The following is a 15058-nucleotide window of genomic DNA, read 5'->3' on the forward strand; positions in this document are numbered from 1 at the left end:
AAGTCAAGGTAATGACATCACCTTGACTTTTCTAATCAACCTGTATAATGAATAGGTGAACCTGGACCTAAATCAATTCCTAATAGCATCCAAACAACGAGCATTACTGTCCATGCAATTAAGAAGAAGATCGTATACGGAAACATTGTAGAAATCAACGTTCCAATCCCCATTTTCTTATCATATTTTTGCGCAAAAGCAATAACTACCGCAAAATAAGTCATTAATGGCGAAATAATATTTGTAGCCGAATCAGCGATACGATAAGCCATTTGAGTTAACTCAGGTGAATAGCCCATCCCCATCATAATCGGAACAAATACAGGCGCCATCATCGCCCATTTCGCTGTAGCACTGCCTATAAAAACATTAATAAATCCGGCAATCAGAATAAATAGTATAATTAATGGAATACCTTCTAATTGAATACTTTCTAGAAAATCAGCACCATAAACACCAATAACCAAACCTAAATTGGATTCATTAAAATAAGCAACAAATTGCCCAGCAGTAAACGATAGAACAATAAACATTCCCATAGCTGCCATCGCATCAGATAATTTACTTGCCACATCTTTATCACTTGTGATATTTTTTGTAACAATACCATAAACTAAACCAGGAACAAAGAAGGCAAAGATAATAATGACAACCAACGACTGCATAAATGGAGATTGAATAATTGCCCCATCTTCCCCACGTAGCGGTGCACCTTCAGGTACAATTAAGAAAGAAGCAGCAATCACTGTAACAAGTAAACTTAACCCTGCATAAATTAAGCCTTTTTTCTCTATCTTACTTAAACCTGTTAAATTTTCTGTATAATCCCCTTCATATTTACCTAACCTAGGTTCAACTAATTTCTCTGTAACAACCGCACCAACAATAGTAAGCAAAAAGACCGATACAATAATAAAATAATAATTCATAGTAATATTCATGCCTTCTGCATAACTCGGATCGACAATAGCAGCGGCCTCTATCGTCATATTTGCTAGCAATGGTTCAAGCGAGGATAATAACAAGTTAGCACTAAAACCTGCCGAAACACCAGCAAATGCAGCGGCAAGACCAGCAAGCGGATGACGTCCTAACGCCGCAAAAATAACAGCACCTAAAGGTGGTAAAACGACATATCCGGCATCAGTAGCTACACTTGACATAACACCCGCAAACACAAGCCCTGCTGTAATCAGGCTCTTAGGAATAGCCAAAACAAAACCGCGCAAACAAGCACTAATAAGTCCAGAACGCTCTGCCAAACCGATACCAAGCATTGTAGCAAGCACCACACCTAATGGAGCAAAATTAATAAAGTTATCTACCATACTTGTAAATATATAAGCAATTCCTTCTCCATTTAATAAATTCTTTACAGTAATCATTTCCCCTGGTTGACCCGGATGCTCAACCGAAACACCTGTGGCAGAAACAATTGCAGATACGACTAAAACAAGCAACGCAAGCAATGCAAATAATGCGACAGGATGAGGAAGCTTATTTCCAACAGTTTCAATTCTATCTAGACTTCGTTGGAAAAAGCTTTTCTTTCTCTTTGACACGTCATCTACTCCTTTAATTAAAACATGAATTTTCTAACAATTGAATAAATATCAATGCACATTAATACACATTTTCAAAATATATCACATTTCTTATTATTTTAAAAGATAAAAACAATTATTGCGAAAATTAAGAATTTCAATAGGTTAAGTTGTCAGTTCTAGGTGAAACATACAACCTTATTATCGTCTACAATCATGGATTCGAAAGGTTTTTACACAAGCATTTCCCATTAACTGTCGCAGAAAATTTTAATGTTGTATTTGACACAATAAACAGCGTTATTTTAAACAGTAGCATGACTCGCTTTAAGTCTGGGAGATTGTATCGTTACAATTGCAGTAGATAGCGCCTGTTAACTCAAAAGACATTAACTCTCATGTTAAGCATGCTTTTCCGTTTCATTCGCTAACTTTAAGGCAGTATATGACGAAGCGTAGCATATTATACCAAAATTAAAAAATCAGTTAAAAAGATATAGCTAAAATGTTGCAGGACACAGTTAACCTTAACATTTGTCTGTATCCAGTAGCTTTTATAATTAACAACAAAAAGCATTATCTAGATCAGTTAAGATAATGCTTTTTGTCCTATTCTATTCCTTTGATTTCATTCAACAAAGTAGAATTCCTAAAAACAATATAGTAGAGACTACTTGTTGTAAATAGATTACTCGTTCTTTTGTTTAACTCTTTCAATAACAACTTTCAACCCAATGGATCACCCTAAACGTACCAGATATACAAACATCCAAATCTTACTGTATATTATTCTACACCTTCTATTTCTTTTATATCTGTTTCCAATTTTTCCGACACATCTTGTCCACCGAAAAATTGTTTTGATAATTCTGTTAACGTTTGGTCTTCTTTCATTTCTTCAAGCACATCATCGATCTTTTGTGCTAATGTAGTTGCATCCTTCTCTGCAACAACACTAACTGTTTGTGGATGGAACTTTAAATCCGGATGTAGTTTCAAATCCATTTCTGGAAATGCTTCTAATGCAAGCAATTGTAGATAATAATCATTTATTACAACATCTGTCCGACCATTATCTACATCTCTTAAATAAACATCATTGGTTGCATTTCCATAAGTGATCACTTCAGCTCCATATTTACGAGCAATATCACTATAAACAGTCGTTGCTGCACCTCCTGCTTTTTTACCTTTCAGATCTTCTAAAGATTCTATCCCCGAATGGTCCTCCGATCGGACAATCATAGTAGAATAAGAATATTTAATTGGGTCACTAAAAATGAATTTATCTTTACTCTCTTCCCTAGGACCTGCCGTTATAATATCAACACGACCTGATTGTAAAGCTGCTAGCATAGCATCAAACGACATGATTTCAAACTTCACTTCTACTTCCAAGCGCTTTGCTAATTCTCGGATTACCTCAACATTATATCCTGTTAAACGCTCAGACCCCTCCGGATAATAAGATGCTGGATACAACGTTCCCGCTGTCCCTACAACAATTTCCCCCGATTGTTGAATGTTTGACCATTTCTCTCCAGCAACATCCTTTTCAGATTCCTCGTCTTGCCCACATGCAGTAAGGATGAAAAGCACTATACATAAATAAATAACCCTTTTCACAAATATCCCCCCTATTATATTATGAATACAAAATTAATATAACAGTTATAACTTATAATATCAACACTTTGCACACCTGTATTAATAAATTAATAAATAATATTGATACAGAACAAGTCCAGCTTCACTTCCTACCATTTCAAACTGGTCTTCTTTTCAAGTACAGACGAGACAAGGGAACATCCAATAACAGTACATCGTAAAAAACAGTTTTTTATTAATGCATATCACATATTGCAACAGCCAAATGATTGGATCTAAATAAAAAATGAACGATAATCTTAATCTAACATCTTATCGTTCATTTCTTTATGCGTCATTTAGTTGTATCTCAACATTTTTAATTTTTATCTTTCCATAATCTGTTAGACGTAGTCTTTTTCAAACTTATTAATAAATGCAACTAGTTTCTCTACTCCTTCTTTCGGCATTGCGTTGTAGATACTAGCTCGCATTCCTCCGACAGAGCGATGACCTTTTAATGTTTCTAACCCTTCTCCCTGTGCAGCTTTAATAAATTTCGCTTCTATATCTTTATCTCCATTCACAGAAACAAATGGAACATTCATCAATGACCGGTCTTTCCGATCAATTGGCGATGTAAATAGTTTTGATTCGTCAAGACATTGATAAAGTAACGCTGCCTTTTCTCGATTGATTTCCTCCATTACCTTCAGCCCACCAAGATCTCTAATCCATTCAAACACCAGTTTAGCCATGTAGATAGCAAATGTAGGCGGTGTATTGTATAGCGATTCACTGTCTCTATGTGTTTCGTAATTTAACATAGTAGGAGTGTGAGCTGGAGCATTACCAATTAAATCTTCACGAATAATCACCACAGTAAGACCAGCAGGACCAATATTTTTCTGTGCTCCTGCATATATCAAGCCAAATTTCGATACATCAATATCCTCAGATAATATACTTGAAGACATGTCAGTTACAATTGGTACATTTCCTGCATCAGGAATGTCTCGAAACACGGTACCTTCTATTGTATTATTCATTGTAATATGGACGTAATCCGCTTTTGGATCAATCATATTTGATGTTACACTTGGAATATAAGTGAAATTTTTATCTTCCGAAGAAGCAATCACTCGAACCTCGCCAAACTTTTTTGCTTCTGCCATTGCTTTCTTCGACCAAGAACCGGTATGTACGAAATCTACTTTTCGATTTTTAGTTAACACATTCATCGGAACCATCGCAAATTGCTGTGAAGCTCCTCCCTGCAAGAATAAAACGTTATAATTGTCAGGGATCGACATCAATTGACGTAACAAGTTTTCTGCTTCTGCAATAATCTCAGTAAAAAACGTCGATCGATGACTAAGCTCCATAACTGACATTCCAGAGCCTTGATAGTTTAATAATTCCTTCTGTGCCTTTTCTAAAACTGGCAAAGGCAACATAGAAGGACCAGCTGAAAAATTATATACTCTATCCATACAACCACACCTATCTATAATTTTATATAAAAAGAGAAGGATCTTATTATTTACAATCCTCCAAACTCTTCCTAAGCAATAAATCTCATCATGTATGCTTCTCTTTCATCTTTGTGATTATTTTATCAATATTATTATCTACTTTCAACTTGTAATTTTCTAAAAATTTTGTCTATTGTTTGACTATTTAAAATACGACTAAATAAAAAAACAGCATGCAATACGTGTTATGATAGAAAAAGGAATAATTAATCATGTTAGGAGATGTTGATGTTGAAAACGATTGTATTTGATGTAGACGACACATTATATGATCAAATACTACCATTTAAAAAAGCGGTACAGTCTTATTTTAGTAGAAAGTTTTCTGAAAATGAACTAAATGAATTTTATATAAGTAGTCGAAAGTTTAGTGACCAACTATTTCATCAGAGCGCTTCCGGTGAAGTGGCTATAGAAGATTTACACGTTTATCGTATAACTGAAGCTGCCAAAGCATTTGATATTGAACTTGAACGCAAAGAGGCACTATTGTTTCAAGAAAAATATTTACAAGAACAACATAACATCCGATTGTTCGATGAGATGAAACAATTAATGGAGTATCTCAATCAGCATAATATACAATTAGCTGTTTTAACAAACGGAGAACAAGCACATCAGACGATGAAGATCAAACAGCTACAGCTGAACCGATGGATTCCAAAGGAACATGTCTTTATTTCCGGAGCTCTAGGTATTGCAAAACCTAGCAAGCAAGTTTTCTCCTATCTTGAACAGCAATTAAATTTAGAAAAAAAGCACACCATTTACATTGGAGATTCTTTTGAGCATGACATTATAGGAGCAAAGCAAGCCGGATGGAAAGCCATTTGGATGAACCATCGCCAAAGACAGGCGCCGAGTTGTAACATCTCACCAGACTTCGAAGTCAGCCACCCAAGCAAATTAGTGACATTATTTCAGAATAACCGCTTATAAAATTGATTTTAAAAATGAAGCTAGGAGGGATATAGTGAATGATATATTATTTGATATTGAACCTAATGTGTTTATCCATTTGAGTGAGACTGATAAATATTTACTTGAATATATACAGCATCACATTGAGGAAATTTCAACCATGTCTATTGTCAAACTTAGTGAAAATGCAAATGTCTCCACAGCAACAATCGTCCGCTTGATGAAAAAAATCGGTTATGATGGTTATACTTCTTTCAAGTATAGTCTGAAAGAAAAAGTGAATTTTTCTGATAAAAATAATGAGATGCAAGATATTAATTCAAAAATCACACAAGCCATTCAAAAAAATGAGCATGAAGTACAAAAAACAATCCAACTTCAAAGTACCGGAAAAATTGAAGATGCTGTACAAAAAATTTATAATGCAGGTAAAATTTATATTTTTGCGAGAGGTTTTTCGGAAATGATTGCAAAAGAAATGGGGGTTAAACTGCAATTAATGGGGAAAAATTGTGAAGTTCATGATGACCCCAACATTATCCGAATTAAGTCTAAAAGTATTTCAGATAATGAATTAGCAATTTTCATTTCTCTAAACGGAGAAACAAATGAATTAGTAGAAGCTTGTAAAAACTTAACGATCAGACAACTAACTACTATCACACTAACAACACGGGTAGATTCCACTTTGAGTTCCATGTCTGAGATGACTTTTATCGGATTCAAAGGTAGTCATTCCTATATACCCGACTATGAAGTTCGTTCCAGACTTCCTCTGAATGTAATTGCTAGAATTTTATTGGATGCGTATGCAATTAGAATGCTCTAACTAAGGGCATTCTTTTTTATTTTCACTTGGATAAAACGTTTACATAAGTTGAAAACATTTTCATTTGATCCTATGCAATAATAAAGTTAGATAGAGATAAAACAACGAGACGGAGGGTGATGAGTTGCTCTACACATTAACACCAAATCCAGCTATTGATCTATATATAGGGATGGATCAATTACTACCAAACATCGTAAACCGAACAAACGAAGCGGATTATCAGGCAAACGGAAAAGCAGTCAATATATCCGTTATGTTACAGCGTTTCGGTTTGGCTAATACAGCACTAGGGTTTCTTGGTGGATTTAGCGGCAGATTTATTGAAGAAGACTTACAGAAAAAAGACATTCAAACAAATTTCATTTCCATTACTGGTACTACAAGAATCAATGTGTTTGTTAACGCCGACAAAGAATATAAAATTGTTAACCAAGGCCCTGACATACCGATAAACGAGCTTTCCAAAATGATGAAGCTACTAAGTGAGCTTCCAGAACAAAGTACATTATTTATATCTGGTAGCCTGCCACAAGGACTTGACGATACTTTCTATTTAGAAGCAGCAAAAATTTGTAAGGATAGAAACATTAAGTTGATTCTAGATATTAGCTCTCCTATTTTAATAGATTGCTTAGCATACAAGCCTTACTTAATCAAGCCGAATGATGATGAGTTAGCTAGCTTCTTTAACATTAAAAAAGAGGACCTAACTGAAGATACAATCATTTTATATGCAAATGAACTAGTCAAACAAGGAGCTCAACGGGTTTTAGTGTCTAGAGGAGAAAAAGGAGCGATCTACGTTTCTGAAACAGATGCTTTTAAAGTTACTGCACCTAAAGGGAAAGTTGTGAATACAGCTTGTGCTGGTGACGCCATGCTTGCTACCTTCATTGCTCAAGAAATAAAAGGTGAGTCTATTGAACAAGCACTTATTATGGCTTCAGCAGTTGGAGCTTCAACCGCTTTTAGCAAAGGTTTAAGTGACCTTTCAGATATTCATGCACTAATAAAACAAATTTTCATTTATTCATTAAAGGAGGAGTTAAACAATGGCTAAAGTTAAAATTGTTGCCGCTACAGGGTGTCCAACTGGAATTGCACATACATTTATGGCAGAAGAAGCATTAAAAGTAGCAGCGAAAAAATTAGGCGTAGAAATTAAGGTGGAAACACATGGGCAAGTAGGTGTTGAAAACGAATTAACTAAACAAGATATTATAGAAGCTGATGGTGTTATTATTGCAGCGGACAAAGATGTCGATCCTAGTCGTTTTCAAGGAAAACCTACTGTACAAGTAACTGTTGCAAAAGGGATCCATGAAGCAGAAAAACTAATTCAACAAATTATTGATGGAAAAGCAACTGTTTACAAAGCAAAAAAGAATGATGTATCTGATAACGATAAAAATGAAAATACTACATCAGGAAATAATACATTTTTGCACAGCATTTACACCCACTTAATGAATGGTGTATCACACATGCTACCATTTGTCGTTGGTGGCGGTGTATTAATCGCAATCTCCTTCTTGTTTGGGATTCACTCAGCAGACCCGGAACATAGCTCATATAATGAGTTTGCCGCATTATTAAAAAATGTTGGAGGATTAGGATTTTCATTAATGGTGCCTATTCTTGCCGCATTTATTGCTGATTCAATCGCCAAAAGACCTGGGATGGTTGTTGGGTTTATCGGTGGTTTAATCGCAAATAATGGTGGTGCTGGATTTTTAGGCGGGATTGCAGCAGGGTTTATCGCTGGTTACATTATTATACTATTAATGAAGTTGTTAGAAAATATGCCGAAATCACTTAATGGATTAAAATCTATCTTCTTATATCCTGTAATTGGCATCTTACTCATTGGCATCATTATGACTTTACTCGTAGAGCCAATGACAGCAATTAACGAAGGAATGAAAACATTCTTAAGTAATTTCCAAGACTCAAATCCAGTTGTATTAGGACTAATCGTTGGTGCCATGAGTGCATTTGATATGGGGGGACCAGTAAACAAGGCCGCATATGTCACAGGTACTGCTTTGCTAGGTGAAGGTAACTACTTCTTCATGGCTGGTGTATCTGCAGCATGTATTACACCACCATTAATAACAGCTTTTGCAACCGTATTCTTTAGAAAGCATTTCAACCAAGCGGAAAGAAACGCAGGTGGAGTTAACTTTATTCTCGGTGCGACACATATTACAGAAGGAGCTATACCATTTGCCGCTAAAAACCCAATTGTTGTTATTCCTATACTAATGATTGGTTCATCTATCTCTTCTATTTTAACATATATGATGAAAATTCAAGTTCCTGCACCACATGGCGGATTTTTAGTACTCCCAGTTGTTACTGGTGCATTTCAATGGGTATTCGCAATTCTAGTCGGTTCGCTTGTAGGAGCATTCCTATACGGTTCTTATAAAAAAAGAGCTAGTAATAAATAAAGAAAGAAGGAATTACTATGGGAAACAATCTAATTAATGAAAATTACATTCGATTAGAACAAGATATCCATTCACAAAAAGAATTATTTGAACTTGTTGCTCAGTTAGCTATTGAACAAAAAATAGCTACTAATAAAGCAGAAATAATTGTTGGACTAAAACAAAGAGAAAAAGAGAGTACGACTGGATTTCAAGATGGATTCGCTATTCCACACACACAGTTAGATACGATTGTACATCCATCCATTTTAGTCATAACTACTAAAATGGAGCTGGAGTGGAGTTCAATGGATGGGCAGCCTGCTAGATTTTTCATTATTTTATTAATTCCTAAAGACCAAGCAGGCTCCACACACATTAAAGCATTAGCTTCTGTATCAAAAATGCTAATTCATTCAGAAAACCGAGAAATTTTAAAAAATAGCAAAAACAAAGAAGAAATCTACCAGTTATTACAAGATTGGATTAGCTGACTATTAGGGGGAAATAAAAATGGCACTTGTTTCATCTACACCAATGTTAAAAAAAGCACAGAAAGAAAAATATGGCGTTGGCGCATTTAATGTACATTCACTAGACATGATTTATGCAGTTACTGAGGCCGCGGCGGAATTGCAAGCGCCAGTTATTCTGCAAACAACAATGGGAACCGTTCAATCGTTAGGTGCTAACAATATCGTCGCAGCAGCCACAGCTGCATCAGATACTTATGGCATACCTGTTGCGCTTCACCTCGACCACTGCACCGATTATGGATTGATTGTGCAATGTATTCGAGCTGGTTATACATCCATTATGATCGACGCATCGATGCATTCCTTTGAGGAAAACGTAAGTCAAACAAATAAGGTAATGGAAATAGCAAAGCATTTATCCATTAATGTTGAAGCAGAACTCGGAAAAGTTGGTGGCGTGGAGGATAATATTGTTGTCTCCGAGCAAGACGCACAAAAAGCCGTACCTAGCGAATGTGTCACTTTTGTAGAACAAACCAAGATTCCAACATTAGCACCAGCAATAGGTACTGCTCATGGGATTTACACAGGTGACCCTGACATTGATTTTGATCGAATTAAAGAGATTGCTTCATTAGTAGATATACCACTTGTATTACATGGTGGTTCGGCCATTCCAGATGTGGATGTGAAGCGGTGCATTTCCTTAGGTATGGTGAAAATGAATGTATCAACAGAGCTTAAAAATACCTATTCTAGAGCAATTCTCGAGCACTTTAATCAAGAGCCAGATTCATTAGACCCAAGAGCTTATTTAACTAAAGCAAAAGAAGCAGCTAAAGCACTAGTAAAAGCCAAAATAAAATTAGTTGGCTGTGATTATAAAGCTTAATAGCTATTTTAACTAACACCCAAAAGTAAATGCTAATTTTCTTTTGGGTGTTTACATTTTTTAACAAACGGCATTTCTCGATTGTATACAATGACATAACGATCGCCTATGACGGCAATACCTATATTTTCACCTCAAATGACCGAAAAGCTCTTATTATACACCTCTTCTCTTTTTCCTATCATGCAGAAACAATAAACCAACTTTATTACGCCAATTCGTTTATTCCTTTGCCATCAACGTACGATAAACTAATCGTAACCGATCACAGCCACTATTTTTTTACTGAAAATGGACATTAAATAAAAAAGCCTTATCATATCAATACTCAATTTTAGAACTTGCATGCGTAAATGTGCTAAAAATGGATAACCTAAAGTAAACAAAATTTAAATATAGGGGGCATTTAATGAATATACAGTCAGGAAGCTATTATTGGCCAACCACACTGATCGATACACCAATTTATCCAAAATTAGCAGAAGATATTAATTGTGATGTATTAATCATAGGAGGAGGAAGTTCAGGTGCACAATGTGCTTATTATCTAGCAGAAACTGATTTAAATGTAGTTTTGATTGAAAAAAATACGATAGGAAGTGGAAGCACAAGCGCCAATACAGCGCTTATTCAATATGCTGGAGAAAAGATGTTTATCAATTTACAAAACACATTTGGAAAGGCTTATATTTTCAAGCATTTATCACTGTGTAAACAAGCTATTGATGACATTGAAAAGGCAGCAGCACAGATCAAACGTGACTGCTCTTTCATTAGAAGGGATACTTTATACTTTGCAAGTCATCATGAAGATGTTGAAAATCTAAAGAAAGAATATCAACTATTAAAAGAAGCACAGTTTCCACTTCAGTTTTTATCAAGAGAAGACATTGCATCCATCTATCCATTTTCAAAAGAAGCAGCAATTTACTTTCAAAACGACGCAGAAATTAATCCATTTATTTTCACACATGGTTTAATCGAATTTGCTAATAACCATGATGCTAAAGTTTATGAGCAAACGAAAATGACCGGACATGCTTATCATGAAGATGGCGTTACCATCTATACAGATACAAAACAGAAGATTCATGCAAAAAAAGTTATCTATTGTGCTGGATACGAAAATGTCGAGTTGAAAAATGAAAAGCAAGCTTCATTTGTCAGCACGTATACCGTTACAACAGAACCTGTTAATGATTTTTCCACTTGGCCAAACCGTACATTAATATGGGAAACAGCTCGCCCTTATCTATATATTCGAACGACCGCAAACAACCGAGTCATTATTGGTGGATTAGATGATAATGCCATCTATGCAGAAGATCGTGATAACAAACTTATACATAAAAAAGATAAACTAATTCAAGAATTTAACAAGCTTTTCCCCGACATCCCCGTCAAGCCAGCTTACTATTTAGCTGCTCATTATGGTGGAACGAGAGACGGACTTCCTATTATTGGGCAATATAAAGAAGCACCACACAGTTATTTCTTATATGGGTATGGAGATAACGGGATGGTATATAGCCAACTATTAGCCCGTATTATTTCAGAAGATATTATTACAGGTGAAAGTGCCAACTTGCCCTATTACTTACAACATAGACCGAAAAAAAAACGAAACATAACATGCTGCCTTTGCATTTTTATAAATACTACGATTAGCTTGAGAGAAGCAATCGTAGTATACTTTAGTTAAGAATAAAGGGGACAAATTAAAGAAACGAGGTGGCAAAATGAAAATTGGATTGATCGGTTTAGGAGATATTGCTAAAAAAGCATATCTTCCAGTGTTGTCAGAGAAAGAAGGTGTTGAAATAGTCCTTTGCACACGTGATCAAACTACATTACATCAACTTGCAAAGAAATACCGAATTTCTACCTACGTTCAAAAAGTAGAAGCGTTAATTGAAGAAAATATTGATGCAGCAGTTGTTAGTACGGCTACCACAGCACATGTTGATATTGCAGAAAAGTTATTAGACCAAGGGATTCACACTTACATTGATAAACCCATTTCTTTTCATTTGGATGAGACAAAACGGATAATTGACAAAGCAAACGCAAATGACACAATAGCAATGGTAGGGTTTAACCGCAGATTTGCTCCTATGATAAAGAATCTAAAGGAAAAAAGAAAGCCTAACCTCATTTTAATACAAAAAAACCGTTTCGCTTTGCCCGGAGTTCCAAGACAGTTTGTTGTTGAAGACTTTATTCATGTCGTAGATACGCTTCGTTTTTTAATGGATACTGAAGTAACCGACATAAAAATCGACTTTTTATACAAAGAAGGCATGCTCCATCATTTAATTCTTCATTTAATTGGAGAAGAAACTACAGCAATTGGAATGATGAACAGAAATAGTGGGATAACAGAAGAAGTTGTTGAATATACAACAGATCAACACAAATACGTGATTGATAGTTTAGTAACTACAACACACTATCATAATCGAGAGAAAAACTTACAAACCTTCGGTGATTGGGAGCCTACTTTGTATAAACGAGGATTTTACCAGATTGTTGATCATTTTATTGATTGTGTACAGCATAACAAGACACCACAGCCGTCAATCAATGACTCCTTAATTACCCATGATATTTGCGAACAAATTGTTAGTAAGATAGAAGCGTCTCTATCTAATTAACAATGAGGTCACTAGCAAGCTAGTGACCTCATCATTGTGAGCTAAATTTAACAATATGCTTCTTCTGCCGTCATGTTTACTAATTTTATTTGGTATGCACCGGACTCAATTTCAGATTGAATACTCGTAATATATTCCTCTATATCTTTCGGTTGTTCATTTTTCTTTGACAATGGAAAATATATAAACCCTTTATCTTGATGAAGAACGGTTAACTGAACATCTTCTTTTTCTTTCACCGTTGCAACTAGTCTACACGTATCACCTTTTGGCGCCATTTCCAATGAGATCGTAATCTCCTCCTGATTGTGTGTTTTCTTAAGTTCTTCTTACTAATAAAAATTGTATCATAGCTACTTAAGGAATAAAAATGTAATAAGTAAGCCTATTTTTAAAGATATGCTGATAAATAACAAATAACGCTATATAAGTCAGCGGAACTTTTAATTCATTAATTATTCCTCAAAATCGGTCCAAATACTTTAAATTTGATAGTATTTAAGAAAAAATGAATACCGTGCTGCAATGGCTTAGGCAATCGCAAATCATACAACTGTATGAATTTGTGTAATACATTACGCTTGCTGACTTTCCCAAACACGAAAAAAATACAGACTTGAGTTTTAGACACACAACAATTTCTTTAAGATGAGCGCTTTACTATAAATTTATCCTACAGAAATGATATAGTTGAACCAAGACATTAGAATTCTTTTAGTAGCACAATCTAGCAATAACGATAAACAAAGGAGTGGATCATATGCTAGAAAGTCAACTAGAAACGATGAAAAAAGGGAATGGATTTATCGCAGCACTAGATCAAAGCGGAGGTAGTACCCCAAAAGCGTTAGCTGACTATGGTATTAGCAAGGATAGTTACAACACAGAAAAAGAAATGTTTGATCTGGTACATGAAATGCGCACACGAATCATCACTTCCCCAGCTTTTGACTCAAACAATATTTTAGGTGCTATTCTTTTTGAACAAACAATGGATAGTAAAATTGAGAATCGCTATACAGCAGATTATCTAGCAAATGTTAAAGGTATTGTACCTTTCTTAAAAGTCGACAAAGGATTAGCGGATGAAAAAAATGGTGTGCAAATAATGAAACCAATCACTAACCTTGATACACTATTACAACGGGCAAACGAGCGTGGTATATTTGGCACAAAGATGCGCTCAGTGATTAAAAAGGCAAATCAGCTAGCGATTAAAGAAACGGTTGATCAACAATTTGAAATCGGCAAACAAATCATTGAGGCTGGCTTAGTCCCAATTATTGAGCCAGAAGTAGATATTCATAGCCCTGAAAAAGAGCGAGCTGAAGAAATTTTAAAAAATGAATTATTGCAACACCTTAATAAACTTTCACCACATAAACACGTTATGTTAAAATTATCGCTTCCTACTAAACCTAATTTATACAAAGATTTAGTAGAACATCCACAAGTCGTTCGTGTAGTTGCTTTATCTGGTGGTTATTCTCGTGAAGAAGCAAATAGTAAGTTGAAAGAAAACAATGGTATGATTGCTAGCTTCTCCCGAGCGTTAAGCCAAGATTTGAGTGCAAATCAAACAGATGAAGCATTCAACGAAGAATTAAGAAAAGCAGTAAACTCGATCTATGATGCATCTGTTTATAAAAAATAATTACATTATACACCCTGGTTCATAATGACAATAACGTTAATTCATTTTAGGAGGCTGGGACATAAGCAAAAGGTGATTATCAAAAGACGAATTTTAATTCTGAAAAGAAGATTTAAGGTTCGTCTACTTGTTTGTAGCAACCATTTAGCTGTAGAAATACACGACACTCCTCGAAAATGAAGTGCAATTTTCTTCGCACGATGTATTGCTGTCGAAGTATTCCTTGTCCTGTAGGAACAGCACGAGCTGAAGCCGTGCCTACGGAAAGGGAGTGCATTTCCACAGCGACGTTTGTTCTCTTACATTAAAATAAATGTTCGGCTTTTCTCTTGAGAAATGTTGTTTTGTCCCAACCTCTTAAATATAGTTGTTTAACTTTTGATATAAAATAATTCAATTTTACTTAATTGAACAAAATCAAAGATTAAAAGTTGGATTCCTTTCCCATATATAACTATTCAGCTTCCTATGAATTACTATCCTCATCTTTTAAAACCATTTTTTTTATAACTTATTTTACTTCCTTCTAAA

13 protein-coding genes are annotated in these 15058 nt (G+C 35.1%); 9 read left to right on the top strand and 4 right to left on the bottom strand.

What is annotated here, in order from left to right; translation table 11 throughout:
* Nucleotides 1–35 precede the first annotated feature (35 nt).
* From ACH6CY_RS02515 to serC, 3 genes are all read right to left on the bottom strand, one after another.
* Complete coding sequence (locus ACH6CY_RS02515; RefSeq protein ID WP_374065656.1) at nt 36–1562, bottom strand: AbgT family transporter; 1527 nt, start codon at nt 1560–1562, stop codon at nt 36–38.
* Between the two features lie 768 nt (nt 1563–2330).
* Nucleotides 2331–3170, bottom strand: coding sequence for a transporter substrate-binding domain-containing protein (locus ACH6CY_RS02520; RefSeq protein ID WP_374065657.1), 840 nt, complete (start codon nt 3168–3170; stop codon nt 2331–2333).
* 365 nt (nt 3171–3535) lie between these two features.
* Entirely contained in the window at nt 3536–4624 is a 1089-nt protein-coding gene (gene serC / locus ACH6CY_RS02525; protein WP_374065658.1) for a 3-phosphoserine/phosphohydroxythreonine transaminase, read from the bottom strand.
* Nucleotides 4625–4897: 273 nt separating this feature from the next.
* On the opposite strand from serC, the gene ACH6CY_RS02530 reads away from it, so the two are divergent.
* The 8 genes from ACH6CY_RS02530 (at nt 4898) to ACH6CY_RS02565 (ending at nt 12873) form a co-directional block, all read left to right on the top strand.
* Nucleotides 4898–5605, top strand: a complete 708-nt coding sequence (locus ACH6CY_RS02530; RefSeq protein WP_374065659.1) for an HAD family hydrolase — start codon at nt 4898–4900, stop codon at nt 5603–5605.
* A 34-nt stretch (nt 5606–5639) separates the two neighbouring features.
* On the top strand, nt 5640–6416 hold the full coding sequence (locus ACH6CY_RS02535; RefSeq protein ID WP_374065660.1) for a MurR/RpiR family transcriptional regulator: 777 nt from the start codon (nt 5640–5642) through the stop codon (nt 6414–6416).
* A gap of 124 nt (nt 6417–6540) precedes the next feature.
* Nucleotides 6541–7479 (top strand): 1-phosphofructokinase, encoded by a 939-nt coding sequence (gene pfkB, locus ACH6CY_RS02540; RefSeq protein WP_374065661.1) that lies wholly within the window; start codon nt 6541–6543, stop codon nt 7477–7479.
* On the top strand, nt 7472–8872 hold the full coding sequence (locus ACH6CY_RS02545) for a PTS fructose transporter subunit IIC (protein ID WP_374065662.1): 1401 nt from the start codon (nt 7472–7474) through the stop codon (nt 8870–8872). Before pfkB ends, ACH6CY_RS02545 begins: the two co-directional genes overlap by 8 nt.
* A gap of 17 nt (nt 8873–8889) precedes the next feature.
* Nucleotides 8890–9345, top strand: coding sequence for a PTS sugar transporter subunit IIA (locus ACH6CY_RS02550; RefSeq protein ID WP_374065663.1), 456 nt, complete (start codon nt 8890–8892; stop codon nt 9343–9345).
* Between the two features lie 19 nt (nt 9346–9364).
* Nucleotides 9365–10219 carry a class II fructose-bisphosphate aldolase gene (locus tag ACH6CY_RS02555; RefSeq protein WP_374065664.1) on the top strand — a complete coding sequence of 285 codons (855 nt, stop codon included), beginning with the start codon at nt 9365–9367 and terminating at the stop codon, nt 10217–10219.
* 409 nt (nt 10220–10628) lie between these two features.
* A complete protein-coding gene (locus ACH6CY_RS02560) occupies nt 10629–11921 on the top strand; it encodes an NAD(P)/FAD-dependent oxidoreductase (protein WP_374065665.1) in 1293 nt (430 codons plus the stop codon).
* A gap of 37 nt (nt 11922–11958) precedes the next feature.
* Nucleotides 11959–12873, top strand: coding sequence for a Gfo/Idh/MocA family protein (locus tag ACH6CY_RS02565; protein WP_374065666.1), 915 nt, complete (start codon nt 11959–11961; stop codon nt 12871–12873).
* Between the two features lie 47 nt (nt 12874–12920).
* On the opposite strand, the gene ACH6CY_RS02570 is transcribed toward ACH6CY_RS02565, so the two are convergent.
* Nucleotides 12921–13151, bottom strand: coding sequence for a hypothetical protein (locus ACH6CY_RS02570; RefSeq protein ID WP_374065667.1), 231 nt, complete (start codon nt 13149–13151; stop codon nt 12921–12923).
* Nucleotides 13152–13633: 482 nt separating this feature from the next.
* Between ACH6CY_RS02570 and ACH6CY_RS02575 the strand changes: the two genes are divergently transcribed.
* A complete protein-coding gene (locus ACH6CY_RS02575; RefSeq protein WP_374065668.1) occupies nt 13634–14527 on the top strand; it encodes a fructose bisphosphate aldolase in 894 nt (297 codons plus the stop codon).
* Nucleotides 14528–15058 lie beyond the last annotated feature (531 nt).

Origin of the sequence: Paraliobacillus sp. JSM ZJ581 (genome assembly GCF_044383835.1) — a bacterium.
Lineage (GTDB): Bacteria > Bacillota > Bacilli > Bacillales > Amphibacillaceae > Paraliobacillus.